Here is a 26,350-nt window from a genome sequence, read left to right as displayed (position 1 = left end):
GCAACTGCAACGACTTCGAAAGGGACCGCTGATCCGGTAAGGCCTATGACGGCAGGCGAGAAGAAGGTCATTCTCGCTTCCTCGCTCGGCACCGTGTTCGAGTGGTACGATTTCTACCTTTACGGTTCGCTCGCCACGATCATCGGCGCGCAATTCTTCAGTCAATTTCCAAAGGCGACCGCCGACATCTTCGCGCTGCTGGCGTTTGCCGCCGGCTTCCTGGTTCGCCCCTTCGGCGCGCTGGTCTTCGGCCGCCTCGGCGATCTGGTCGGGCGCAAATATACCTTCCTGGTCACGATCCTCATCATGGGCCTTTCGACCTTCGTGGTCGGCCTGCTGCCAGGCTATAACTCGATCGGCGTCGCGGCCCCGATCATCCTGATCGCCGCCCGTCTGCTGCAGGGCCTCGCGCTCGGCGGCGAATATGGCGGCGCGGCAACCTATGTCGCCGAACATGCGCCGCAGGGACGCCGGGGCTTCTACACCTCCTGGATCCAGACGACCGCGACGCTCGGTCTCTTCCTGTCGCTGCTCGTCATCCTCTTCACGCGCACGATCTTCGGTGAAGACGCATTCAAGAGCTTCGGGTGGCGCATTCCGTTCCTGGTATCGGTCGTGCTGCTCGGCATCTCGCTCTGGATCCGCCTGCAGCTCAACGAGTCGCCCGCCTTCCTCAAGATGAAGGAAGATGGCACCGGCTCGAAGGCGCCCCTCAGCGAGGCGTTCGGCACGTGGTCCAACGCCAAGATCGCCCTTCTCGCCCTTCTCGGTCTCACCATGGGTCAGGGCGTCGTCTGGTACACGGGGCAGTTCTATGCCCTGTTCTTCATGCAATCGATCCTCAAGGTCGACGGCTATACGGCCAACCTGCTGATCGCCTGGTCGCTGGTGTTCGGTACCGGCTTCTTCGTGTTCTTCGGCTGGCTGTCCGACAAGATCGGCCGCAAGCCGATCATCATGGCAGGCTGCCTGATCGCGGCGCTCACCTATATCCCGCTCTTCCAGATGATCACGACGAAGGCCAATCCGGCCCTCGAAAAGGCGCTGGAGAGCGTGCAGGTCAGCGTCGTCGCCAATCCGGCGGAATGCGGCAAGCTGTTCAACCCGGTGGGAACGCGGGTCTTCACCGCGCCTTGCGACGTCTCGCGTGACTTCCTGGCGAAGAATTCGATCCGCTACACCACGACCGATGCGCCTGCGGGCTCGCCGGTCAAGATCGTCATCAACGGGCAGGAGTTCCCGGCCTTCGATGCGACCGGTGCGGCGGATCCCAAGGCGGCCAAGGCGGATTGGGACAAGAACCTTCTCGGCGCGCTCCAGGCCGCCGGCTATCCCAAGGCCGGCGATCCGGGGATCGTCAAGATGTCGAACCCGTTCGACATCTTCAACGCGCAGGTCGCCTCGATCATCGGGCTGCTCTTCATCCTCGTCGTGTTCGTGACGATGGTGTACGGCCCGATCGCCGCGGCGCTCGTCGAGCTCTTCCCGACCCGCATCCGCTACACGTCGATGTCGCTGCCCTACCATATCGGAAACGGCTGGTTCGGCGGCCTCCTGCCGGCCACCGCCTTCGCCATGGTGGCGCAGACGGGCGACATCTATTTCGGGCTCTGGTACCCGATCGTGATCGCCGCCGTCTGCTTCGTGATCGGTGTGCTGTTCATCCCGGAAACCAAGAACCGCGACATCTACGCCGGCGACTGAACGCATCATCGCCTCGCGCACAAGACAGCGGGCCGCCTCCGGGCGGCCCGTTTTCGTTGGCGCTCGTGTCACACATTCTCGGAGACATAGAGGCCGAAGGGCAGCAGCGTGGCGCCCTCGCCTTCCCGCGTCGTGCGGATCGATCGCGCCATGAGGCCGACGGCCGCGGCCGCGAGTTCGGTGACCGGTGTGGCGATCACGGCGGCAACGACACCGTCGATCAGCGCAGCACGGGTTTCGGGCACCAGCTCGTTGCAGACCGCGACGATGCGATGGCTCTCGTCGGCTTCGCGCAACGCCGAGACGAGCCCGGCCATGCCGCCGCCCGCCACATAGATACCGACGAGGTCCGGATTGCGGCGCAGCAGTTCGAGGGTTCCCTCATGCGCGAGCGCCGGCTCCTCGAGATTGGCGAGCGGCTCGAGCAGGCGGAAGGACGGCGCGTGCTCGCGAAAATAGCTGCGGAAGGAGATCTCGGAGAGCTCGTGCCCGATGAAGCGGTGGCTGCCAACGAAGATGCCGACGGCGCCCGGACGGCGCGCGAGCCGCGCGATGACCCAGGCCGCGGTTCGCCCGGCCTTGCGATGATCGATGCCGACATGGCCGAAGGCGACGCCGCCCGAAAGCTCCGAGAGCAGCGTCACGACGCCGACCCCGCGATCCCGCAGCGCGGCGACGGCCGCCGTCACCTTGGGATGGTCCGCCGCGACCACGGCGACGGCGTCGGCACGTGCGCCGAGCGCCGTCAGGCCGGCCGCCACCGTCTCGGCCGAGATGTCATCCACGAACTCGATAATGGGCCGGCCGCGATAGGAGGGCAAAGCGCGTGTCGCTTCGGCAAGGGCGGTCGCCATCTGCTGATAGAACGCGTCGCCCCGGCGCTGCAGCAGGAAGCCGAAGCTGCGGCTTTCCACCACCTCCTCGACGCGCCGGCGCAGCAGGCCGGCGCCGTGATAGCCGATGGCCTCGGCAGCGGCGAGGACGCGCTCCGCGGTCTCGCGGCGCACCTCGGCGCGCCGGTTCAGCACCCGGTCGACGGTGGCCACCCCCACGCCGGCGGCCCGCGCCACATCCGCGATCGTCGGCCGCGTCATGGCCAGAGAATGATAGTTTCTATCATGTGCACCGCAATATGCCTTGATCTTCGATGATAAATTCTATCATGGCGAACTTGAGCCCGGGAAGCGGCATCACTAGAATCTTTCCAGAGGAAGCGTCCTGCGGTCGGGGGGAGATCGGCTGTGGGAGGCGATTTGCGGAGGATGCTTCGATGGCTGACCCCACGCGGCGTGACTATTCGTTGATCGGTCTCGATTCCCGCCTCGCGGTCGAACGCGGGCTCGCGACGGCCGAATGGTACAAATGCCCCGTCGACCGCAAGACGATGAAGGAGCTGATGAAGCGCTCCGACGGCCCGGCCATCCGGGACACGCTGCTGTGGTTCGCGTTCCTCGCCGCGTCCGGGTTCGGCGGCTGGTGGTTCTGGGGCACCTGGTGGGCCGTCCCCTTCTTTATCGTCTATGGCGTTCTCTATGGATCCGCCTCGGATTCGCGCTGGCATGAATGCGGCCACGGCACGGCGTTCAAGACGCGCTGGATGAACGACGTCGTCTATCACATTGCCTGCTTCATGATCTTGCGCGAGCCGACCGTCTGGCGCTGGAGCCATACGCGGCACCACACCGACACGATCATCGTCGGCCGCGATCCCGAGATCGGCGTGCAGCGCCCGCCGAACATTTTCGGCATCCTCATCCAGCTCTTCGCGATCAAGAGCACCTGGGCGACGTTCAAGAAGCTCTGCATCCACGCTACCGGGCGGCTGACCGCGGAAGAGAAGACGTTCATCCCCGAGTCCGAGCAGCACAAGGTCTATGGCGTCGCGCGGATCTATCTCGCGATCTTCGCCGCCGTCGCCGTCTGGTGCTTCGCGATCGGCAGCATCCTGCCGGCGATGTTCATTGGCCTTCCGACCTTCTATGGCTGCTTCATGGGGGTGTTCTTCGGCCTGACCCAGCATGCCGGCCTCGACGAGGACGTGCTCGACCACCGGCTCAACAGCCGCACGGTCTATATGAACCCGGTCTTCCGCTTCCTCTATCTCAACATGAACTACCATGTTGAGCACCACATGTTCCCGATGGTGCCCTATCACGCGCTGCCGCGGCTGCATGAGGTGATCAAGGCGGATTGCCCCAAGCCCTATTCGAGCTGCTGGGACGCTTACAAGGAGATCATCCCGGCCCTGCTGCGCCAGCGGCGCGAGCCCGGCTGGTATGTGAAGCGCCCCCTGCCCGGCCACGTCGAGCCGCTCGGCGCGCCGCCGCCCGGCCTGGTCGCCGCCGAATAATCCTTCCCCGGGGCGGCCTGTGACCGCCCTCCCCTCCGGAGAAAGACGATGACCAGCACGATCGCCGTGACATGGGTCGATGCCTGCGCGGCCGACGAGATCGACGAAGAGGACGTGATCCGCTTCGACCATGCCGGCCGCACCTTCGCGATCTTCCGCTCGCCGGATGACGCCTACTTCGCGACGGACGGCCTCTGCACCCACGAGAAGGTCCATCTCGCCGACGGGCTGGTGATGGACAACATCATCGAGTGCCCCAAGCATAATGGCCGCTTCGACTATCGCACCGGCGCCGCGAAGGGCGCCCCCGTCTGCGTCGACCTCAAGACCTATCCGGTGCGCATCGAAAAGGGCCGCGTGCTGATCGGGCTGGATTGATGGCAGAAGGGCAGTGAGCGAGCGCATCGTCATCATCGGCGCCGGCGAGGCGGGGGCGCGCGCCGCCATGGCGCTGCGTGAGAACGGCTTTACCGGCTCCGTCACCCTGATCGGTGACGAGCCGCATCTGCCCTATGAGCGTCCGCCGCTCTCCAAGGCCGTGCTGAACGCCGTCGACGATCCGGCGCCGGCCTTCATCCTCTCCGAGGCAACGCTCACCGAGCACGACATCACGCTGATGCGCGGCACGGTGGTGACCGCGATCGACCGGGCTGCGCACAGCGTCACGACATCGGACGGCGCCGTCCTCGCCTATGATCGCCTGCTGCTCGCCACGGGGGCTCGACCCCGGCGCCTCGCCCTGCCCGGCGCCGACGGCGTGCTCTATCTGCGCAGCTTCTCAGACGCCCTGGCGCTGCGCAGCCATCTGACGCCGGAACGGCGGATCGTCCTCATCGGCGGCGGCTTCATCGGGCTCGAGCTCGCGGCCGCGGCGCGCATGCGCGGCTGCGCGGTGACGGTCATCGAGATGGCGCCGAGACTGCTCCGCCGCGCCGTGCCGGAAGCGATCGCCGCCGAGGTCGCGCGGCGCCACGCGGCCGAGGGGGTCCGTCTCATCCTCGGTGCCGGCATCGAAGCCATCGAGGCCGGTGCCGGCGGCGCCACGATCCGCCTCGCACAGGGCGAGACGATCGCCTGCGACGGCATCATCGCCGGCATCGGCGCGATTCCGGAAACGGCGCTCGCCGAAGCGGCGGGCCTCGCGATCGACAATGGCATCAAGGCCGATGAACACCTCCGCACCAGCGATGCGGACATCTTCGCCGCCGGCGATTGCTGCTCCTTCCCGCTCGCCCTCTATGGCGGCCGGCGCGTCCGCCTGGAGGCCTGGCGCAACGCTCAGGACCAGGGCAACCACGCCGCCCGCGCCCTGCTGGGCGCGTCGGAACCCTACGCAGCCGTACCCTGGTTCTGGTCCGACCAGTATGACGCGACGCTGCAGATCGCGGGCCTCCCCGACGAGGGCACGCAAACCGTGCGCCGCGACCTCGGCGAAGACTGCCACATGCTCCTCCACCTCGCCCCCGACAACCGCCTCGTCGCCGCAAGCGCCTTCGGGCCGAACGGCCGGATCGCGAAAGATGTTCGGATTGCGGAGATGTTGATCGGACGCCAGGCGCGGCCGTCGCCCGCCGACGTCGCCAACGCGGGATTGCCGTTGAAGCGCCTGCTCAACGCCTGAACGTCCGAGCCGTCGCGCACTCGGTCACCTCCCGTCCGGTGCAGCTTTGCACGGTGCCGCTTCCGGCGTATTAGCTCGGTGACCCTCGTGTCGCGCTGAGCCGCGAGACACCGTCGTCGTTGAGAGAGAGACCATGAGCGAGCCAGCCTCCGCCGCGCCCACGCGCCCCAAGGACCGCCCCGACCTTTCCCGTTTCGACTGGGCCGATCCCTTCCGCTTCGAGCAGCAGATCGACGAGGAGGAGCGGATGATCCGTGATGCGGCGGCCGCCTTTGCCGCCGACCGGCTGGCCCCGCGTGTCGAGGCGGCCTATCTCGAGGAGCAGACGGATCCTGCGATCTTCGCCGAGATGGGCGAGACGGGCCTGCTCGGCGTCACCGTGCCGGAGGAATATGGCGGCGCGGGCGCGTCCTATGTCGCCTATGGCCTCGTCGCCCGCGAGGTCGAGCGGATCGATTCCGGCTATCGCTCCATGATGAGCGTCCAGTCCTCGCTCGTCATGTACCCGATCTACGCCTATGGCTCGGAGGCGCAGCGGCGCCGCTATCTGCCCAAGCTCGCGCGCGGCGAATGGATCGGCTGCTTCGGCCTCACCGAGCCGGACGCGGGCTCGGATCCGGGCAGCATGGTCACGCGTGCCGAGAAGATCGATGGCGGCTATCGCCTGTTCGGCGCCAAGACCTGGATCTCCAACAGCCCGATCGCCAATGTCTTTGTCGTCTGGGCGAAGTCGGCGGCGCATGAGGGCGCCATCCGCGGCTTCGTCCTCGAGAAGGGCATGAAGGGTCTTTCCGCGCCCAAGATCGGCGGCAAGCTGTCGCTGCGCGCCTCGATCACCGGCGAGATCGTGCTCGACGGCGTCGAGGTCGGCGAGGACGCGCTGCTGCCCGGCGTTTCCGGGCTCAAGGGCCCGTTCGGCTGCCTCAACCGCGCGCGCTATGGCATTTCCTGGGGCGTGCTCGGCGCCGCCGAGGATTGCTGGCACCGCGCGCGCCAGTACGGCCTCGACCGCAAGCAGTTCGACCGGCCGCTGGCCGCCACGCAGCTGTTCCAGAAGAAGCTCGCCGACATGCAGACCGAGATCGCGCTCGGCCTGCAGGCCTCGCTGCGCGTCGGACGCCTGCTCGATTCCGGCGAGGCGGCGCCCGAGATGATCTCGCTCGTCAAGCGCAACAATTGCGGCAAGGCGCTGGCGATCGCGCGGGAAGCGCGCGACATGCATGGCGGCAACGGTATCCAGATCGAATATCACGTCATGCGCCACGCGCAGAACCTCGAGACGGTCAACACCTACGAGGGCACGCACGACATTCATGCGCTGATCCTCGGCCGGGCGCAGACCGGGCTGCAGGCCTTCTTCTGATCGGACACACTATGGATCATCCGCATGCGGGGCTGCGGGTCGTCGAGCTCGCCCGCATCCTTGCAGGCCCCTGGATCGGCCAGACGCTGGCCGATCTCGGCGCCGATGTGATCAAGGTCGAGAGCCCCGAGGGCGACGATACGCGCCGCTGGGGGCCGCCTTTCGTGGAGCATGGCGGCGAGACGACCGCCGCCTATTTCCATGCCTGCAACCGCGGCAAGCGCTCCGTCGTCGCGGATTTCCGCGCGCCGGAGGATCTCGCATTCGTCCGCCGCCTGATCGCCACGGCGGATGTCGTCATCGAGAACTTCAAGTTCGGCGGCCTTGCCAAGTTCGGGCTCGACTATGAGAGCCTCAAGGCGCTCAATCCCCGCCTCGTCTATTGCTCGATCACCGGCTTCGGCCACACCGGCCCCTATCGCGAGCGCGCGGGCTATGACTTTCTAGTCCAGGGCATGTCCGGCATCATGGACCTGACCGGCGACCCCGAAGGCGAGCCGCAGAAGATCGGCGTCGCCTTCGCCGATATCTTCACGGGCCTCTATGGCGTCGTCGCGATCCAGGCGGCGCTCGCACAGCGCGAGCGGACAGGGCTCGGCCAGCAGATCGACATGTCGCTGCTCGACAGCATGACCGGCGTGCTCGCCAACCAGGCGATGAACTATCTCGTCACCGGCACGCCGCCGCATCGGCTCGGCAATGCGCATCCCAACATCGCGCCCTACCAGACGCTTCCCGTGCGCGATGGGCATTTCATTCTCGCAGTCGGCAATGACGGACAGTTCGCGCGCTTCTGTTCGGTGATCGGCGAGGAGGACCTGCCCTCTGATCCGCGCTTTGCGACCAATGCCGCCCGCGTCGCCCACCGCAAGGACCTGACGGAGCGGATCGCGGCCCGCACGCGCGGTTGGAGCCGCGATGAATTGCTCGCCGCGCTGGAGATGGTCGGCGTGCCGGCGGGCCCGATCAATACGGTCGCCGACGTCTTCGCCGACCCGCAGGTCATCGCCCGCGGCATGCAAATCGCGCCCGACGGCATTGCGGGCGTGCGGACGCCGATCAGCCTGTCGGACGGCAGCCTCAAGCTCGACCGCCGCGCACCGCGGCTCGGCGAGCATGACGAGGAGATCCGCGCAGAGATCGAGGGGCTTGATGGCGCCGCCTAGCTGAAGAAGCGCTCGGCCCCGGAGGCGCGGATGCTCTCGGCGAGATAGCTGCCAGGCGGCGGCATCTGGTTCTTGCTGATCCCTCGTGTCGAGAATGTCTCGTTCCACAGGTGCAGCATCATCGCGCCGGAAACCCTCGCGGCGACGTGTTCCCGTTCGGACGGATCGAACAGCTGGATCGCGTCGCGCCAGTGAACGGGGTAGAGCAGATGCGTGTCGACGGCTTCGTTCGCGAGGCCGTATTCCGCGATCACCTTGGTCATCAGGCGCGGCCCGAGATCGCCCCAGACACTGGTCTTCCGCACTTCCCAGCAGTATTCGGAGGCCAGTTGCATCGCCTCGTGGCCGGCAGGAAATCTCAAGATGGCGCCGTTGAAATACTCTTCGTCTTGCCGGGCGAAGACATAGGGCGCCTCGACGAAATCAGCGCCCAGGCAAACGACGTCGGTATCGACCCAGCAGGTTCCGGTCTCGTAGATCATCGAATAGCGGAACATGTTGGAGAAGGCGGACACCTTGCGGCCGGGGCTCTCAGAATAGAAGAAGACCTTGTCCCTCGGCAGGATCGATTCAGCCGGAACAAGCTCGCAGCCTTCCGGGACGGCCAGTTCCGGATCGTAGCTGTAGAGCTGGAAGCTGTGCCCCCACCGGATGAAACTGGAGATGCAATAGCGCTCGAAGCCGCTGAGCGAGCCCCCGAACCAGAAGGACGCAAAACGGGCCACGTCAGCAGGCCCCCCGGCCGAATTCACCAAAGGAGCAAGCCGGCCAAAGGCCCAGGGCCCCAGCCACTCTAGTGTCCGACAGACCACCGCAGCCTGCCGACACGGGGTCGAGGCCTATCGGGTTCATCACGGCTAAGAACCCGACGAGGTGCCGAGCCTCATTCTGCGGATGGCTGATCTCGCCCGGCCATAGATCGACCGGTCATATCGGTTGAGTCGCGCCTGAAGGTCCCGGATCCTTTCCGCCTGTTCCTGAACGACCAGTTCCTGCACGCGCAAGAGTTCGCGCAGTTGCGCCGCCTCATGACGCGGCGACAGACCTTCCAGCTGCGGAACGACCTGGCCAATCGGAACGCCCGTATCCGGCGACCAGTTGAGGCGCCCGAGATTGCCGAACACCACCTGATAAAGTTCGTTGAGACGCGGCGACGTGATCAGCGTCTCGCCGCCCTGCAGCACGCCGCGAAGACGGCTCTTCTCGCCGACCACGAGAACACCGAGGCCATGCCCGTGACCGAACTCGACGAAGGGATAGCGCTCGCGGATCAGCCGCCAGAAGCGCCATACGCCGAAGTCAGACTGGAACTCGTTGGTGTCGTGAAACAGCACGACGCCATGGTCGCTCAGCTTGTCGAGCCAGCCGTTGAAATCGCCCCGGACGGCAGCCAGCGTATGGAAGCCATCGATATGCAGCAGATCGACGGAACCGGGAGCGAACTGCTCGCTCGCCTGCGCGAAGTCCTTGCGGATGAAGCCAGCCAGATCGCTGTACTTCTCGAACAGGCGTCCGACAAATGTATTGAACACATTCGGCGAGTGCGCGCCGGCATGGGGATCGCCGATCCAGTTGTCGACCGCGATGCACTCGCCCTCCACACCCTCGAACCGCATGGCCTGGCAGGCCGCGAAGAAGCTGGTGCCGTTGTGCACGCCGAGTTCGACATACCGGCGCGGCCGGACGAGCGCGATCAGCGCAAATAGAAAGGGAATGTGCTCGCCCCATGCGCTGGGCGCACGGTCCTCGATGTCGCGGAACGCGGAGTCCAGCGCATCGGTGAGTTCGGGCAGCGTCGGCGTGGCGGCGTCCAGAGGGGGCAATGCGGAGAATCGGCTGGCCACCAGGTCGCTTGGATGGCGTATCACGCCATCCACGACGGAAATGCGGTTGTCTTTGCCGGTCGCGCCCCGAAGCTCGGCGCTCAAACCCTGCAGGCGCGCCAGAAGCTTGCGCCCGGCTGTAGCCCGGTCAGCCTGAACCACCGGTTCGACAGCCGCGCTCCGCACGATCGCGGCTGCCCCGGCCGCAGCGGCTATGAACTGGAAGCTGCGCGGCTCGAAGGACTCGATGGCCTGCGCGGCCGTTTCGGGCGTGCGCTTGCGGCCATAGTCATGCACCAGGATCGGCGCAAGGCTCCAGTCGGTCCTCCCGGAGAGCAGAGCCTCGAGGAGGTCGATCCAGTGCGCACCCTCGAGACCGTCATAGCCCGGAATGGCGAGATAGGCCTCGCATCCCTGCATCACCTTGCGCCAGATCTGATCGATCGAGCGGACCGGAAAATGCAGCAGTTCGCCGACATCCGCCCCCTCGACCACACCGATCATCGAATGCTCGAGCCAGTGCGCGCCTTTGGGAATGCGGTAGAGGCCGTCGGCAGCGATATGCCGGCGCATCGCGATCTTGCCGTAGCCGGACAACTCCTTGGACGCGAAACCATCGAACGCGACGCCAAATCCGTCGGGAACGCTCGGATAGGCATTGCGCCAGGGGAAACGCATCAGATTGTGCTCGGCAGCAGCTTCCAGCGCTTCCTGAAAAGCCGCGGTCGAGTCGAACGGCAGGAACTCGTCGGCATCGAGCACGAAGAGCAACTCTGCTTCCGATGTATCCAGGACCTGACGCCGCAGGGCATCGAAGACGACGTCCTGATCATAGGAGGGCGCCTCGTAGCGGATGAGGTGCACCCGGTCGTCGGCATCGGCCACCGACTTCAGGAACTCATAAGTACCATCGTCGGAGAGATGATCGGCGATGAACAGGTCGTCAAACAGGTTCAAATGGTGATTGAGCCATGTCTCGATGACATCGGCCTCGTTACGCACCATCGAGATGACGGCAGTCCGCAATTCTCATCCTCCCAGACTCGGATCTCGAACAGACCCAGCAGCCGACTGCATCCTACCCCGCGGACAAGCGCCCCGGACGTAGAACCCGCGCAACTCAAACCATGCGCGAACGCCATCGGCATACCTGTACTTATATGGCTCAGCCCCCCGGCCGAACGAATATATCTCTTCGCCGTCGCTCTCGACGAAACGCTTCCAACTGAAGCCCATGACCGCGGTTCCGATGCCGGCCAGGACCGCACTGTTGTTTACGCAGTAGTAAAAATGACGGGTCGACGAGCCGAGGATATCGACCTGCGCTCCGACCAGAGTACCATTGTCATCGCGCGCGACGATGTATTCTGCACAACCCTCCGACAGGAGTCGCGACAGCATCTCGAAGAAGCTCGATCCACGACTCCCTTTTCCCCACCTCATTTCGTGCAGCGGCACAAGCTCTGCTGTATCGAAGCGCGATGACAGTTCAATGTTGTAACCGGCCTGCGCGGCTTTGCGCATGGCACGGCGGAAGCTGTCGGGAACCGTCACAGGGCGCGCCCTCGTCACGGGCGAGACGGATGCCAGGCCCTCTCCGAAGACCCATTCCGGCAATCGTCGGCCGAGTTGTGCCCGAAGGAATGCGGCCTGCCCCTGCGAAAGCAACGGCAATCTCAGATGGTCGACACCCGAGCGAACCGCGGCATCGGCGATGAATTCAGCCAAGTCTTCGCCGGTCCGACCAGGATTGCCGTGGAACATGAAATCCGCCTCATTGGCGGCAGGCACGGTCAAGCCGCGCGCCCCGGATCCCTGCTGCGCGATCAGGCAATAGCCGTCGCCATCCTGGCGATAGACAGCCTCTGCCGGGGCTCGCTTCGCAAAATGCTCGCGCACCACGTCATTTGCGAACTGCTCGCGGAGATCGCGCGGACCGATGAAGGGATCCGTACCGGCTTCAGGGGCCATCGGCGTCCGGCCCGCACAATTGCTGGGCGAGTTCCTCGACGCTCTCGAATACCCTCAGCGCGGCGATCGCTTCGGGCCGGATCAGACCCGTGACAAGCGCTGTCTCAATCTGCAGCAGGAGAGGCGCGTAGAACTTCTCCCAATTGTACAGGTAGATCGACGGAGTGACCGGGGGCCCGTCGGGGGCCGCTCCCGAGAGCAGACCGAACAGCGAGGCCAAGGTGCCCAGTCCGCCTGGATAGCACAGGACGGCATCCGCCCCGGCGAAACGCGATCCCCGGCGGGCCCACTCGCTCTCGCCGGGCGCCACCGCGGCGACCTCGCCGAAGGAGGCGAACGCCTTCGCGAAATCCGCGACCAGACCGACACCGGAATCGGCGACGATCAGGCGCTGGAACGTCTCAGCCATCAAGGCTGCGACTGCGCGGATCTCGATGCCGTCGAGGCGCGTTTCCCGCCGGTCGGCGTCCGAGCCGATAAGATGAAGGTTCATCAGTTGATCTCGAGTCGGGAAAGGACATCGTCAACGGCCGACACGTCATCCGTGATGTCGATGCCGTCGGCGATTGCGAAATAGGGATCGACGAAGCCGGAGCCGAGCGCGGAAACCGAGCCGATGCGCGTCAGCGTCGCTGCCAGGGCCGGATCCGACGCGAGTGCGCCTTCGAAAGACTCGCGCTGCCACGGCACGTTGGAGGCCACGTGCCAACCCGAGTCGACGAGCGTCGGATAGATCAGGCGATCCGGACGCTCGAAGAGGACCGTGAAGGGCAGATCACCGGGATTCGGATCGATCAGCCGGACCTGCAGACGACGCTGGCAAGCCTGTGCCATCGCGTCGTACTGCATGAGGATCTTCGTGCGGATCAGGTTGAAGCGCGCCAGTTGCCCCCGCAGCACCGCTCCGACGACCTCGCTCGAGCGCAACGACATTCCGGGCTGGATCGACGCGCCCGGCCGGCGCTTGCCGCCCTTCATCACGAGCCCGTGGTCATGCAGGCCGCTCATGCGGGCGAAGAACTCCGGGTCGGTCGACAGGATGCAGCCGCCATCGCCGGTGCTGAGCAGCTTGTGGTGGTTGAACGAGCACCACGCGGCGAGACCGAACGTCCCGGCCCGACGGCCACGAACGGAGACGCCGAAGGACTGCGCGATATCCTCGAGCAGAACGACGCCGCGCTCGGCGCAGATCGAGGCGATATCCGCCACCGCTTGCTGGCCGCGCCCCATGAGATGGGTGACGATGACCGCCCGGGTCCGTTCGGTGATCCGTTCGCGGACGTCCTCCGCCCGCAACTGCAGATTGTCATCAAGGGGCAGGAACTTCGCAACGAGGCCGGCCCGGTGGATGCAGGACCAGTTGGAAAGCCAACCGAAGCCGGAAATGAGGACCTCGCTGCCAGGCTCGAAGTCGAGCGCTTCGAGCGCGAGCGCCAGACCGACGGTCGCGGAGGGGAGCAGCAGGCACGATGTGCCGGGATACATCTTCTGGATCTCGTTCTCCGCGATCCAGCATTGGGACTCCGCGCCGAACATGCGGTGCAGCTTGCGTCGACCGATCGCCCGATCAGTGAGCAATTGTTCGATATCGCCGAGAAGAAGATTACCTATTCCCATAGCGGCCGAGACTCTTTGGCGAGATATAAGCCGAGATAACTTGCGAAGCGGGACTCGAACGCGAAGACAGAGGGCTTCGCGTACCATGCACGAATGGCACGAACAAGGTCGCCCTCAAGCTCGGGATCGAAGGTGAATTCAGGCGATCTGATATTCTCCGCGATCCCCGCATGCGTGGACACGAAAGACGGCCGCTTCTCCTCCACCGAATAGGTCGGCATCAGGCAATAGGGATCGTAGATCGACGGCACGATCAACGCGTCCGATTCCCGGATTCGTTGTTTTAGTTCGTCGAGGGAGACTTTCGGCTCGATCGATACGCAATCACCGAGGTTTTTCTCGGCGATGACGCGCTCGATATCGACGATGTATTCCTGGCCCTTGCTGCGATTGCGCTCGCGACACAGGATGGCCAGCGAGACGTCGACCCCCTCGTCCTTCGCCCAGTCACGAACCGCGGCGAATTCCCGGCAAAGCTCGACGAAGCCCTTTTCGCGAACCGGGCGTCCGCCGGCAATGAAGGTCAGCCGGCCGGCGCGCGGTGGCTCCACTGCGAACGAGGCCTGGCGATCAACGGCGAAGGAGCGCAGGTCGAGACGCTCGGGGTGAACCCAGGAGGTGAAGAACTCCCGATCGAGCGAACTCTCCAGCACGACGCGCATGCAGGCCTGGCTGAGCTTGCGCTCATATTCCGCGGCGACGCGAAGCTCGTCCGGCGTCATCGTCCACCCTGTGCCGCCGCGGCTCTCGATCAATGCCTTGAGACGGCCCGTCGTCAGATAGGGCGAGAAGATCGTCTTCATCGTCGCGATCCGCCGCCAGAACGAGACCGAATCGGTCAGAAATCCGGATTCCCAGCTGTGGAAATGGGCTATCGCCGAGGGAGACAGGCGTATGCCGTCCAGCGCGGCCGAAACCTGCAACGCCATCAGCCCGGCAAGCTGATCGAAGATGAGGCCCTTCTTTGCGCGCAGGAACAGGAAATCCGGAATACGGCAGCGGATCGTGTTGCCGGCGCGCTGTGTCGCCGCGGAATAGATGATCTCGTACGAAATCTCGTCGACATCGCCGAAGGTCACGATGCAGTGGTTCGTCAGGCGATCCGGCTCGCCGAACGGCGCATCCGTCAGCGCGGAGATTTCCGCGACCGTGCCGTTCTGAAGCGCGTCGAAGCGTTGCCACTGGCCGCCGAACTGGCCGAGGACGAAATGGACGACGCCCACCTCCATCTCGGCGATGCGATCGTCGGTGTATTTGGGCGCGTGGCGGCTGATCGTTCCATATCGGCCAAGTCGCTGCTGCAGCTTGGCCTCGGCAAGATCGAGGCGCAGCGGATAGTGACGTCCCGTATGCGCCCAGGCCATGGACAACAAGGCGAAGAGAACGTCGCCGAACTCGTCTTCCAGATGAGCCGGGTCGCTCGCGGCGAGGAATTCGTCGATCTCGTCGATGAGATAGGCTCTCAGCTCCGCAGCCGGTAGACCAATGCTCTCGATGAGCTTTTCAATGTTGAGGGAGGGCGCCAATGCTGTCTCAAGTCAGGAGTTGGTTTTGGTTTCGAACTCGGTCCACATCGGCCTGCCGCCCCTTCGGTCGGCGTCAGACGTAAGGCTGGCCACGCCTCGACTCAACCCGAACGCCCGCCCCGCGAGCGCCACACCTCGAGAGCGCGCCGCGTCCCGATGGACTTCGGCTCCCACAGGAAGGCGTGCTCCGGATAAGCCGCGCGAGCCCGCCGCTCGGTTACGGAGATCGCCGAACGATCGCCCGATTCCGGCAGCCTGCGGGTATGGAAATAGGCGATCCGGCCTCCAATGCCACCTTCGAGGATGAACTCCTTCGCGTCGGCATGCTCGATATTCGCGAAATCGACCACCAGGCGGAACGGCGTGTCGGCAAGAAGCTCCGTCAGCCCGGAGAGCGTCGTTTCCCAGCCATTGTGGGTTTCGAGGACGAATTCGACATCGGCGTGCGTCGCCGCATAGGCCTTCAGGCGATCCAGTGCCCGGCGGAACTCTTCCTGCGTCTCCGCCTGGAGGAAGCCGCGGAACAGCGTCGCTCCCAGGAAGTGCAGTTGCGCGATCTGGATGTCGAGATAGCGCTGATAGAGCTCCCAATCCATCCCGCCGAGGCGCGCGAGATCCGTCGTGCCGGCAAGGGAAACCGGGACGTCGACACGCTCGAGCAATCCTCGAAGCCGCTTGATCGAGAGACGGTCCACCAGGTCCTTCGGCAATTCGACGATGGGCCCGGAATCAGCCGGCCAGAGCCAGGCGAGATCGTCAAGAGAGGCGCTCCGCAGCGGCCAGCCGGCGAGCCCGGTCGTCATGTCCGCGCCCCCCGACGGCCGGGCAATTGCCAGAGCGAACCGAGCTCGAAGTCAAATTCGCGGGGTGTGATCCGGCTGTGGCCGCTCAGATGATAGGGCGTCAGCTCGCCGAAGCGGATACCGTCGGGCAGTTCGTAGAGGTCGACGCGCATATAGTCGAACGGCTTGGACAGCGCCTCCGCCAGCTCGATCATGGCATCAAGGTTCTTCGGCCGCGGCTGCGACGGCGCGGAGGGAAAATTGAGGTCGATCCAATAGTAATACCAGGAGACGTCCAGCGGCTTCCAGTCGGGCGTGAAGTAGGTGAGCGTCGGCAGCCCGTCTCCCAGGTAATTGACGCCATCATACCAGGAGCCATCATTGAGCACCTGGATCAGCGCGCATTTTCCGCCGAACATCTGAAACTTGCACTCGCGCACCGGCAGGCCCTTGCCGTCGTCGATCAGCGCCTCGACGACGATGCGCCGGCGCATCGCCTCATAAGCCCATTCGTGCTTGTAGGTCCCGTAGGACTGCGACAGCCACTCCCGGCATTGGTTGATGATGGCAGGCACATCGGGTTGCCGGTCATCGCGGACCAGACGATTGAGGCCCGAGCCGTGATTGGCCTTGAGGATATAGTTGCCCGTCAGCTTATCGAACGGAATGTCGGCCGGGTCGGTCGCTACGGCAAGAAGGGGGATCAGAACCTCGTCGGCGCGTTCCTTGCCGAGAATCTCGGTCACATAGGAGCGCACGGCATATTTGTCCACGACGCGCTGCAGAAGAGGGTTCCGGTCGAAGAGCTTTCTCCAGCAGATCTTCTCGCTGAAGCTCTTCGGATTTTCGAGATCCAGCGGATAGCCGTGCCGCTCCTCGAACAGCCGCCGCTCCGTCTCATAGCCCGAACGCCATTCAGAGAAGCGGAACCGAGCGCGCTGAAAATAGCCGTTCGGATCCCGAAATGCATCAGCCAGCACGCCGGAGACTCCCCATGTCCAAGGCCGACAACCATTAGTGAGGGCATCCGCGTTTGTCGAGCGCCGCGCAAGTATTCCGGCAACGGGCTGCACGCCGCGCCCAAACGCCTCTGGCACATGGAGCAGCGTTTGCTTTTGTGCCGATCGGACGATCACGAAGATCTGGCCGCACGATCCTGCCCGCCTCCCGTCGGAGGCGGATCGCTCCTCGATCGATCCGTGCTCGCGAGCCTCAGCCCGCCTTCTCGCAATTCACGATCCACGGGATGCCGAAGCGGTCGGTTGCCATGCCGAAGCGGTGGGCCCAGAAGGTCTGGGAGAAGGCCATGGTGATCGTGCCGCCTTCGGCAAGCGCGTTGAAGATGCGTTCGGCTTCGGCCGGGTCGTCGAGTACCAGCGCGACGCCGAAGCCTTGCGGCTTTTCGTAGTTGGGCGAGCCGGCGTCGGAGCCGAACAGCGTGGTGTCGCCGAAGCGCAGGACCGCGTGCAGGATCTTGTCCTTCCATTGCGGCGGCACATAGCCCTCGGCCGGCGTGCCGGCGAAGGTCGTGATCGTCTCGATCCGCCCGCCGAGGATCCTGGCATAGGTCTCGAACGCCTCGCGGCAATCGCCGTTGAAGATCAGATAGGTATGAGCCTGCACGGTGCTTCCTCCTCGCATCGGGTGCATGGACAATCGTGGAGCCGCCACTAGCGACCCGGCTCGATCGCGGCCAGATAGTCGTCCAGACGATCGAAGGCGCTGCTCCAGCCGCCGCGATGGCCTTCGCGCGAATCGACCGAGCGGAAAGGCGTCTGGCGGAAATCCATCCGTGTCTTGGCGCCCTCTGGGGTGAAGTCGATGCTCACCACGGAGTCCGGTCCGCGCTCGCCCTCATTCTCCCAGGCGAAGGTGAAGACGAGGCGGCGCGGCGGATCGAGCTCGAGCAGGCGGCCGCTCTGCCAGAGCTCCCGGCCGTCCGCTATCGCCGTCAGGCAGCCGCGCCAGGTCCCGCCGGGCCGTACATCCATCTCGATCTTCGTCAGCGGATGATCGCGCGGGCCCCACCATCGAAGCGCGTGCACCGGATCGGTCCAGAGGCGGAACAGCAGCGCTGGCGGCGCGTCGAAGACGCGGGACATCACCAGTTCCTGCTCCGCCGGCGGCAGAAGCGTCTCGGTTACGGACATGAATTTCCTCCTCCCTTCGGTGTGCCTTAATGCCGGTCGCGCGGATCGCCCTCCTGGATCTCGCGCAGATAGTCATCGAGCCGGTCGAAGCTCGCCTCCCAGAAGCGCCGATAGGTCTCGATCCAGCCGGCGAGTTCCTTGAGCGGCGCCGCCTCCAGCCGGCACGGGCGCCACTGCGCCTCCCGCCCGCGCGAAATCAGCCCGGCGCGTTCGAGCACCTTCAGATGCTTCGACACGGCCGGCAGGCTCATCGCGAAGGGCTCGGCGAGTTCGGTCACGCTCGCCTCGCCGTGCGAAAGCCGCGCGAGAATGGCGCGGCGGGTCGGGTCGGCGAGTGCGGAGAGCGTCGCGCTCAAGCGGTCGGCAGACATAATTGAACTCATCAGTTAAATAACTGATTGGTTCAGTACCGCATCCGGCACGATCGATCAAGCGAATGCGGGTCCGCCGGAATTCCGGCGGACCCGCGGCTTCCGGCGGCGTGTAGGGGCGCCGCAGGAAGTAGAGGGTAGTCTCATGGGGCCGGGATCGCGCCCGGAGCGGCATCGCCCGCTGCCGGCGCGGCACCCTTCGCTCCCTTGGCGCTCCGCCCGATCCGGAAGAAGAAGGCATAGGCCGCCGGCAGGACCAGGATGGTCAGCACGGTCGCGACGATGATGCCGCCCATCATCGCGTAGGCAAGCGGGCCCCAGAAGACGGACTGCGCGATCGGGATCAGCGCGAGCACGGCGGCGGCGGCCGTCAGCATGATCGGCCTGAAGCGGCGCACCGCCGAGCCGACCACCGCCTCCATCGGGTCGAGCCCGCTCGCGAGGTCCTGGTCGATCTGGTCGAGCAGGATCACCGAATTGCGCATGATGATGCCGAGAAGCGCGATCACGCCGAGGATCGCCACGAAGCCGAAGGGCGACCCGGTCACGAGCAGCGCCGCCGCCGCGCCGATCAGGCCGAGCGGTCCGGTCATGAGGACGAGCATCGCCTTGCCGAAATGCTGCAGCTGGATCATGAGCAGCACCAGGATGATGAAGATCATGATCGGCGCCTTGGCCGCGATCGAGGCCTGGCTCTCGGCCGCATCCTCCGCCCCGCCCTGAATGGCGATCGAGTAGCCGGCCGGCAGCTGCGCGCGCAGCGCCGCCGTCTTGGCGAAGATTTCGGCCGACACATCGTTGGCCTGGACATCGTCCGGCACGGTGGCGCGGACCGTCACGGTCGGCAGGCGGTCGCGGCGCCATTCGATGCCCGGCGCGAGGACCGGAACGACCCGCGCGAGCTGGGACACCGGCACCGACCCGCCGAGATCGGAGGCGACATAGGTCGATTCGACCGCCGACAGCAGCGTGCGTTCCGCCTGCGGCTGGCGCATGACGATGTCGATCGTCTCCTCGCCGTCGCGCACCGAGGCGAGCGGCACGCCGGAGAGGCTCGCCTGCAAGGTCTGGCGGATGCGCTGCGAGCTGACGCCGAGGGCGCGCGCCCGATCCTGATCGACAACGAGGCGCATCTCCGTGACCGGTTCGAGCCAGTCGGTGTGGATCGAGCCGAGGCGCGGATCGGTTCGGTAGACATCCTCGACATCGCCCGCGATCCGGCGAACCTCGTCGCGGTCGGGGCCGGCGACCCGAAGCTGCACGGCCCAGCCGACCGGAGGCCCGAGGAACAACCGGTCGACCTTGAAGCGCACGGACGGGAAATCCTCCGCCAGGAGGCCGCGCATCTTGGTGATCAGCCGCTCGCGCGCCTCCACGTCCTTCGCCATGACGAGAAGCTGCGCGAAGTTCGGATTGCGGAGCTGCTGGTCGAGCGGCAGGAAGAAGCGCGGCGCGCCCTCGCCGACATAGGTCGCGATGAAGCGCTGGTCCGGATCGGACAGCATCTTCGCCTCGAAAGCCTTGGCCTGCGCCTCGGTCTCCTTGGTGTTCGAGCCCTCGGGCAGCCACATATCCACGAGGATCTCCGGCCGCGAGGACTGCGGGAAGAAGTTCTTCGGGATGAACTGGAAGGAATAGACGCTGGCGCCGAACGCGACCATCGTCGCGAGCAGCACGATGCCGCGATGGTTCACGCACCAGCCGATGGTCGCGCGCAGCGTCCTGTAGAAGGCCGAGCCATAGACGTCGCGATGCTCGCCCTCCGCATGGCGGCGTTCCTTGAGCAGCATGGTGCCGAGCCAGGGCGTGAAATAGACCGCGGCCAGCCATGAGACGATCAGCGCGATGCCGACGACGTAGAACAGCGTGCGGACATATTCGCCGGCGGTCGATTCCGCGAAGCCGACGGGGATGAAGCCGGCCGTGGTGATGAGCGTGCCGGTCAGCATCGGGAAGGCCGTCGAACGATAGGCGAAGCTGGCGGCTTCGAGCTTGGCGAAGCCCTCCTCGAGCTTGCGCTCCATCATCTCGACCGCGATCATTGCGTCGTCGACGAGAAGGCCGAGCGCGATGATCAGCGCGCCGAGCGAGATGCGCTGCAGGTCGATGCCGAGTTCCGACAGGACCGCGAAGGTTCCGGCGAGCACGAGCGGGATCGTGATGGCGACCACGAGCCCCGCGCGCCAGCCGATCGAGATGAACGAGACCACGAGCACGATGATGAGGGCCTCGATCAGCGCGCGGGCGAACTCGCCGATCGCCTCCGTCACCACTTCGGGCTGATCCGAGATCTGGCCGATTTCCACGCCGGTCGGCAGGCTGCCCTCGAAGGTCTTGAGGGCCGCCTCGACATCCTTGCCGACCGTGGTGACGTTAAAGCCCTTAGCCATCACGACGCCGACCTCGACGGCCTCCTGGCCGTTGAAGCGGTATTTGCGCGTGAAGGGATCCTCGAGCCCGTCGGTCACGGTCGCGATGTCGCCGAGGCGGACCACCTCCTTGCCGAGACGCAGCCTGAGATCGGCGACGTCCTTCGCGGTGCGCAGGTCGCCATCGACCGAGACGCGGACCGAACGGCCGGCCGCCTCGACATTGCCGGCAGCGTCGACATCGTTCTGGCCGGCGATGGCGCGCTGGATATCGAGCGCCGAGATGCCGCGCTCGGCCAGAACCTTCGACGAGACGTCGATGAAGATCTTCTGGTCCTGGTCGCCGATGATCGAGACCTTCTCGACGCCGGGGACCCGCAGCAGCTGATCGCGCGCCGCCTTGGCGAAGCCCTTCAGCTCGGGGAACGAATAGCCGTCGCCGGTGATGGCGTAGAGCGTGATGAAGGTGTCGCCGAACTCGTCGTTGAAATAGGGGCCGTAGAGCCCGCTCGGCAGTTCCGGCGCGATGTCGCCGACCTTCTTGCGCACCTGATAGAACGCGTCGGCGACATCGGGACCATTGGCATCGCCCTTGATCGCAACGGTGATGATCGTGCTGCCGGCTCTGGTGAAGGACCGCAGATAGTCGAGATGCGGCACTTCCTGGAGCTTGCGCTCGATCTTGTTGACGACCTGGTCCTGCATGTCCGCCAGCGATGCGCCGGGCCAGACGGCCTGGACGATCATCACGCGGAAGGTGAAGTCCGGGTCTTCCTTCTGGCCCATGCGCAGGAGGCCGATGACGCCGGCGATGAGGATCACGAAGAACAGGAAGCGGGTGATGCCCTGATGCTGGATCGCCCAGCGCGAGAGATTGAAGCCGCCGCGCACCGGGCGGTTCGACGTGGAATGCGTGTCCGTCATCGTATCGCCCCTGCGGCCATTCTTCAGCGTGCCGCCATGGCGGTGCGTTCGCTCTCGACGTCGAGGCGGACGGCCTTGCCCGGCGTCATGAACTGCGCGCCGGCCGTCACGATCCACTCGCCGGGCTTCAGGCCCTTCTCGACGCGGACGCCGTCCTCGGCGAAGGACGCCGTGACCACCTCGCGCGGCGAGACGGTCTTGCTCGCCGGATCGACGACCCAGACCGTGGGCTCGCCATCCCGCTGCGCCAGCGCGGCAAGCGGCACGACGATGCCGCCGCTGGCGACGGGAACCGCCGCCTCCAGCATCGCGGTCATGCCGAGCCGGACCGCCGGATCGGCGGGAAGCGCGACGCGGATCGCGAAGGTGCGCGACGTCGGATCGGCGCTTCCGGCGATCTCGCGCACCGTGCCGGTCTGGTGCAGCGCGGGATCGGCCCAGTAGCGCACCGACAGCGGATCGCCTTCGTGGAAGAAGCGGATCTCGCTCTCGGGAACGGCGATCGCCACCTCCTTGTCGCCGTCGCGCGCGACGGTGACGACGGGCGTGCCCGCCGCGACCACCTGCCCGGCCTCCGCATTGACCGACGTCACGACGCCGGCGATGTCGGAGGTCAGCTGCGAATAGGCATTCTGGTTGACGGCCTGGTCGCGCGCCGAACGGGCAGAATCGAGACTGGAGGTGGCCTGGTCGAGGGCGAGCTTGCGATCATCCAGGATCGAGCGCGAGGTGAAGCCGTTCGCGAACAGCTTCTGCGCCCGGTCATAGGCGCTCTGCGCCACCGCGAGCTGCGACTGCGCCCCGGCGAGGGCCGCCTCGGCGCTCTTGAGGCTGAGGGCGAGATCGGCGGTATCGAGGCGCGCGAGGACGGTGCCCGGCTCGACCCGGTCACCGACATCGACGTTCCGCTCGACGATCTTGCCGCCGACCCGGAAGCCAAGCCCGGCCTCCGTCTTCGCCCGGACCGAGCCGGAATAGCTGATCATGCGCGTATCCTGCCGCGGCGCGACCTTGGCCACCTTGACCGGCCGCACCGGCTCCGGCGCCTCGGCTTGCTTCTGCTCGCAAGCGGCCAGGAAGAGAGGCAGCGCCAGGGCGAGCAACGCGAAGGCCGGGGCATGCGCCTTTCGATTGACGAGTGACATTTTTCGAATTCCCTCAGTCTTCAGGCAATACAAAGCCGACGCCGCCCAAGGCAGCGCGTTTCTCTCAGCGGATAGTCCTCGCCTCAGGCCTTCAGGGCCCGAATAGCGAAATCGGCCACCTCTTCCGGGGTGGGAAAGTCAGGATCCTTGCGACACTGCGCCATGATCGAAGGGTGGATCGCCGACACGACGGCGACCTTGAAGCCGCGGGCAGCCGCCTCGGGGTCCTGCGCCGCGAACTCGCCGGCAGCAATCCCCTGCTCCATGATGTGGGTCAGGATTTCGGTGACGCGCTGCAAATGCCGGTCGATGACCGACCAGTGCTCGTCGAGCGCCGCGGTGACCATCTCGTGCACTTTGGTCTCGTCGATCATCAGCGCCAATGTCGAATGATAGCGGTCCACGACGAAGCGGCGCAGCTTCTCGGCTGCCGGGATCGGCAGCTCCGAGATGCGCTGCAAAGCCACTTCCTGCATCGCCAGCATCCGCGTGGCGATGGCCTCGTGGATGGCGGACTTGCTGGGGAAGAAGCGGTAGACATTGGCCGGCGACATGCCCAGCTCGCGGGCGATGTCGGCAACCGTCGTCTTGCCGAAGCCATAGTGCCGGAACAGCCGCTCGGCCTCGTCGAGGATGCGCTCGCTCGTCTCGACGCGCCGTGCGTCGGACTCGCTTGATCCCGGAGACTGGAGGGCGTGCACGGCCATGGAACTGCTTGGCTGATGAATTTCGATATTCGTCAGTTATCATCACCCCACGACACCGTCAAGCTGCGGGGGCCGGCCGGCGCCCATCGCGGCACCGGCCGGCCCATAGCGTCAGGCGGTGGCGGCGCCCCGACCATAGGGCCAGGTCCAGTCGGCGATCTCCGGCATGTCCTCGCCGTGTTCGCGCACATAGCGACGGTGCTCGAGCAGCTTGTCGCGGAAGCGCTGCTTCGCCTTCGCCGCGACCGCACCGAGACCGGGCACGCGATCGATGACCGCAATGGCGAGATGGAAACGGTCGATCTCGTTCAGCACGGCCATGTCGAACGGCGTCGTCGTCGTCCCCTCCTCCTGGAAGCCGTGGACATGGATGTTGACGTGGTTGGCGCGGCGATAGGTCAGGCGATGGATGAGATAGGGATAGCCGTGATAGGCGAAGATCACCGGCTTGTCGGGCGTGAAGATGCTCTCGAAGTCGCGATCGGACAGGCCGTGCGGATGACGATCCTCCGGCTGCAGCGCCATCAGATCGACGACGTTGACGACGCGGATCTTGAGATCCGGCAGCGCCTTGCGCAGCAGGTCGACGGCGGCGAGCGTCTCCAGCGTCGGCACGTCGCCGGCGCATGCCATCACCACGTCCGGCTCCGCGTCGTCGGGTTCGTTTCCGGCCCAGTCCCAGATGCCGACGCCCTCCTCGCAGTGCGTCTCCGCCTCGTCCATGGTCAGCCATTGCGGCGCCGGCTGCTTGCCCGCGACGATGACGTTGATGCGGTTATAGGTCTTCAGGCAGTGGTCCGTGACCCAGAGCAGCGTGTTGGCATCCGGCGGGAAATAGAGGCGGACGACATCCGCCTTCTTGTTGGCGACGAGGTCGACGAAGCCCGGATCCTGATGGCTGAAGCCGTTATGGTCCTGCCGCCAGACATGCGAGGTCAGGAGATAGTTGAGCGAGGCGATGGGCCGGCGCCACGGCAGGTCGCGTGTCACCTTCAGCCATTTGGCGTGCTGGTTGAACATCGAATCGACGATGTGGATGAACGCCTCGTAGCAGGAGAAGAAGCCGTGCCGGCCGGTGAGCAGATAGCCCTCCAGCCAGCCCTGGCAGAGATGCTCGGAGAGCACCTCCATCACCCGGCCTTCGGTCGACAGATGCACGTCGTAAGGCTCGATCCGCTCCATCCAGACGCGGTCGGTCACGTCGAAGACGCCGTCGAGGCGGTTCGAGGCGGTCTCGTCAGGCCCCATCAGGCGGAAATTGCGCTGCTCGGCATTGAGGCTGATGACGTCGCGCAGGAAATTGCCCATCGCCCGCGTCGCCTCGGCGGTCGCGCCGCCGGGGGTCGTCACGTCGATGGCGTGGTCATGATAGTCGGGCAGGCGCAGGTCGCGCTTCAGCACACCGCCATTGGCATGCGGGCTGGCGCTCATGCGCTTGGTGCCCGCCGGCGCGAGCGCGCGGAGCTCGGGCACGAGGCGCCCGGTCTCGTCGAAAAGATCCTCGGGATCGTAGGAGCGCATCCAGGATTCGAGCAGCTTCAGATGGCCCTCATTGCCGCGCACGGTCGGGATCGGCACCTGATGCGCGCGCCAGAAATTCTCGACCATCTTGCCGTCGACTTCCTTCGGGCCGGTCCAGCCCTTGGGCGAGCGTAGAATGATCATCGGCCAGCACGGACGCGCCGGCGCGGCTTGGCTCGCGCGCGCCTCGGCCTGGATCGAGCGGATCCGGTCGAACGCCTGATCCATGGTCGCCGCCATCGCCCGGTGCATCGTCGCCGGGTCGCTGCCCTCGACGAAGAGCGGCTCATAGCCGTAGCCGACGAAGAGGCTGCGCACTTCCTCGTCGCTCATGCGGCCGAGGATGGTCGGGTTCGCGATCTTGTAGCCGTTCAGATGCAGGATCGGCAGGACGGCGCCGTCATGCACGGGATTGAGGAACTTGTTCGAATGCCATGAGGCGGCGAGCGGCCCGGTCTCCGCTTCGCCGTCGCCGACGACGCAGGCGACGACGAGGTCGGGATTGTCGAACGCCGCACCATAGGCGTGGACGAGCGCATAGCCGAGCTCGCCGCCCTCATGGATCGATCCGGGCGTTTCCGGCGCGGCGTGGCTCGGTATGCCGCCGGGGAAGGAGAACTGGCGGAAGAGCTTGCGCATCCCCTCCGCGTCCTCGCTGACGTTCGGATAGATCTCGCTATAGGTGCCCTCGAGCCAGGTGTTGGCGACCATGCCCGGGCCGCCATGCCCCGGACCGCAGATATAGATGACGTCGACGTCGCGGGCGCGAATCACCCGGTTGAGGTGGACATAGATGAAGTTGAGACCCGGCGTCGTGCCCCAGTGCCCGAGCAGGCGCGGCTTCACGTCCTCGAATTGCAGCGGCTGCTTCAGCAGCGGATTGCCCATCAGGTAGATCTGGCCGACCGACAGATAATTGGCGGCGCGCCAGTACCGGTCCATCAGCGCGAGCTCGGTCTCGTCGATCGTAGCGCTCGCGTTTTCCGTTGCGGACTGCATGCTTCGCCTCCTTCAGATCTGCGGCGGCCGTCAGGCCGAGGTCGGATCATGCACCAATAGACGGGCTAAATCTCAACCTGTTGACGGCGATCAATCATCCCTGCCCGTTCCACGTTTGGAGCGACCGCGACATTCGCGACACCGGCAGCTTTGATGAATGTCAAAGTGGATCCCCTGACCTCCCCCTATCACGACCCAATGGGATCGCCGGGCAACGGGCGGCGTGCCCGTTCGGACCGTT

22 protein-coding genes are annotated in these 26,350 nt (G+C 65.5%); 6 read left to right on the top strand and 16 right to left on the bottom strand.

Going from position 1 to position 26,350, the window contains the following annotated elements; all coding sequences use genetic code 11:
• The first annotated feature begins 45 nt into the window (after positions 1-45).
• The gene (locus GGR25_RS06610; protein ID WP_380146363.1) at positions 46-1,704 is read left to right on the top strand and encodes an MFS transporter; all 1,659 of its coding nucleotides are present in this window, start codon (positions 46-48) and stop codon (positions 1,702-1,704) included.
• Positions 1,705-1,772: 68 nt separating this feature from the next.
• Here GGR25_RS06610 and GGR25_RS06605 read toward each other — a convergent pair whose 3' ends face one another.
• Positions 1,773-2,798: a LacI family DNA-binding transcriptional regulator gene (locus GGR25_RS06605; RefSeq protein ID WP_183397972.1), complete on the bottom strand. Its 1,026-nt coding sequence runs from the start codon at positions 2,796-2,798 to the stop codon at positions 1,773-1,775.
• A 176-nt stretch (positions 2,799-2,974) separates the two neighbouring features.
• On the opposite strand from GGR25_RS06605, the gene GGR25_RS06600 reads away from it, so the two are divergent.
• The 5 genes from GGR25_RS06600 (at position 2,975) to GGR25_RS06580 (ending at position 8,204) form a co-directional block, all read left to right on the top strand.
• The gene (locus GGR25_RS06600) at positions 2,975-4,054 is read left to right on the top strand and encodes a fatty acid desaturase family protein (RefSeq protein WP_183397971.1); all 1,080 of its coding nucleotides are present in this window, start codon (positions 2,975-2,977) and stop codon (positions 4,052-4,054) included.
• Positions 4,055-4,102: 48 nt separating this feature from the next.
• Entirely contained in the window at positions 4,103-4,432 is a 330-nt protein-coding gene (locus GGR25_RS06595; RefSeq protein ID WP_210299839.1) for a MocE family 2Fe-2S type ferredoxin, read from the top strand.
• A gap of 13 nt (positions 4,433-4,445) precedes the next feature.
• Entirely contained in the window at positions 4,446-5,675 is a 1,230-nt protein-coding gene (locus GGR25_RS06590; RefSeq protein WP_183397970.1) for an FAD-dependent oxidoreductase, read from the top strand.
• Between the two features lie 133 nt (positions 5,676-5,808).
• The gene (locus GGR25_RS06585; RefSeq protein WP_183397969.1) at positions 5,809-7,038 is read left to right on the top strand and encodes an acyl-CoA dehydrogenase; all 1,230 of its coding nucleotides are present in this window, start codon (positions 5,809-5,811) and stop codon (positions 7,036-7,038) included.
• 11 nt (positions 7,039-7,049) lie between these two features.
• Positions 7,050-8,204 (top strand): CaiB/BaiF CoA transferase family protein, encoded by a 1,155-nt coding sequence (locus GGR25_RS06580; protein ID WP_183397968.1) that lies wholly within the window; start codon positions 7,050-7,052, stop codon positions 8,202-8,204.
• Here the strand turns inward: GGR25_RS06580 and GGR25_RS24675 are convergent.
• The 15 genes from GGR25_RS24675 to GGR25_RS06505 all read right to left on the bottom strand — a co-directional run bounded on the left by GGR25_RS24675 (position 8,201) and on the right by GGR25_RS06505 (position 26,109).
• On the bottom strand, positions 8,201-8,929 hold the full coding sequence (locus GGR25_RS24675) for a hypothetical protein (RefSeq protein ID WP_183397967.1): 729 nt from the start codon (positions 8,927-8,929) through the stop codon (positions 8,201-8,203). The two genes, GGR25_RS06580 and GGR25_RS24675, sit on opposite strands and share 4 nt — an antisense overlap.
• 132 nt (positions 8,930-9,061) lie before the next feature.
• Entirely contained in the window at positions 9,062-11,029 is a 1,968-nt protein-coding gene (locus tag GGR25_RS06570) for a class I SAM-dependent methyltransferase (protein ID WP_183397966.1), read from the bottom strand.
• Between the two features lie 27 nt (positions 11,030-11,056).
• On the bottom strand, positions 11,057-11,998 hold the full coding sequence (locus GGR25_RS06565) for a GNAT family N-acetyltransferase (protein WP_183397965.1): 942 nt from the start codon (positions 11,996-11,998) through the stop codon (positions 11,057-11,059).
• Positions 11,988-12,491, bottom strand: a complete 504-nt coding sequence (locus GGR25_RS06560) for an LOG family protein (RefSeq protein WP_183397964.1) — start codon at positions 12,489-12,491, stop codon at positions 11,988-11,990. Before GGR25_RS06560 ends, GGR25_RS06565 begins: the two co-directional genes overlap by 11 nt.
• Positions 12,491-13,702 (bottom strand): aminotransferase class V-fold PLP-dependent enzyme, encoded by a 1,212-nt coding sequence (locus tag GGR25_RS06555; protein ID WP_183397963.1) that lies wholly within the window; start codon positions 13,700-13,702, stop codon positions 12,491-12,493. Before GGR25_RS06555 ends, GGR25_RS06560 begins: the two co-directional genes overlap by 1 nt.
• A complete protein-coding gene (locus GGR25_RS06550; protein WP_183397962.1) occupies positions 13,606-15,141 on the bottom strand; it encodes a glycosyltransferase family protein in 1,536 nt (511 codons plus the stop codon). Before GGR25_RS06550 ends, GGR25_RS06555 begins: the two co-directional genes overlap by 97 nt.
• Before the next feature lie 101 nt (positions 15,142-15,242).
• On the bottom strand, positions 15,243-15,944 hold the full coding sequence (locus tag GGR25_RS06545; RefSeq protein ID WP_183397961.1) for an apurinic/apyrimidinic endonuclease family protein: 702 nt from the start codon (positions 15,942-15,944) through the stop codon (positions 15,243-15,245).
• Complete coding sequence (locus GGR25_RS06540) at positions 15,941-17,059, bottom strand: ATP-grasp fold amidoligase family protein (RefSeq protein WP_183397960.1); 1,119 nt, start codon at positions 17,057-17,059, stop codon at positions 15,941-15,943. Before GGR25_RS06540 ends, GGR25_RS06545 begins: the two co-directional genes overlap by 4 nt.
• Positions 17,060-17,135: 76 nt before the next feature.
• Complete coding sequence (locus GGR25_RS06535; RefSeq protein ID WP_183397959.1) at positions 17,136-17,546, bottom strand: VOC family protein; 411 nt, start codon at positions 17,544-17,546, stop codon at positions 17,136-17,138.
• A 47-nt stretch (positions 17,547-17,593) separates the two neighbouring features.
• The gene (locus GGR25_RS06530; protein WP_183397958.1) at positions 17,594-18,073 is read right to left on the bottom strand and encodes an SRPBCC family protein; all 480 of its coding nucleotides are present in this window, start codon (positions 18,071-18,073) and stop codon (positions 17,594-17,596) included.
• Between the two features lie 26 nt (positions 18,074-18,099).
• Positions 18,100-18,444 carry an ArsR/SmtB family transcription factor gene (locus GGR25_RS06525; RefSeq protein ID WP_183397957.1) on the bottom strand — a complete coding sequence of 115 codons (345 nt, stop codon included), beginning with the start codon at positions 18,442-18,444 and terminating at the stop codon, positions 18,100-18,102.
• Positions 18,445-18,587: 143 nt separating this feature from the next.
• The gene (locus GGR25_RS06520; protein WP_183397956.1) at positions 18,588-21,737 is read right to left on the bottom strand and encodes an efflux RND transporter permease subunit; all 3,150 of its coding nucleotides are present in this window, start codon (positions 21,735-21,737) and stop codon (positions 18,588-18,590) included.
• A 23-nt stretch (positions 21,738-21,760) separates the two neighbouring features.
• Positions 21,761-22,882 (bottom strand): efflux RND transporter periplasmic adaptor subunit, encoded by a 1,122-nt coding sequence (locus GGR25_RS06515; RefSeq protein ID WP_183397955.1) that lies wholly within the window; start codon positions 22,880-22,882, stop codon positions 21,761-21,763.
• An 83-nt stretch (positions 22,883-22,965) separates the two neighbouring features.
• Complete coding sequence (locus tag GGR25_RS06510; RefSeq protein ID WP_183397954.1) at positions 22,966-23,589, bottom strand: TetR/AcrR family transcriptional regulator; 624 nt, start codon at positions 23,587-23,589, stop codon at positions 22,966-22,968.
• Positions 23,590-23,700: 111 nt separating this feature from the next.
• A complete protein-coding gene (locus GGR25_RS06505) occupies positions 23,701-26,109 on the bottom strand; it encodes a phosphoketolase family protein (RefSeq protein WP_183397953.1) in 2,409 nt (802 codons plus the stop codon).
• Between the last annotated feature and the right edge of the window lie 241 nt (positions 26,110-26,350).

Source organism: Kaistia hirudinis, assembly GCF_014196455.1.
Classification (GTDB): Bacteria; Pseudomonadota; Alphaproteobacteria; order Rhizobiales; family Kaistiaceae; genus Kaistia; species Kaistia hirudinis.
This window is presented reverse-complemented; position numbering and strand designations above follow the sequence as displayed.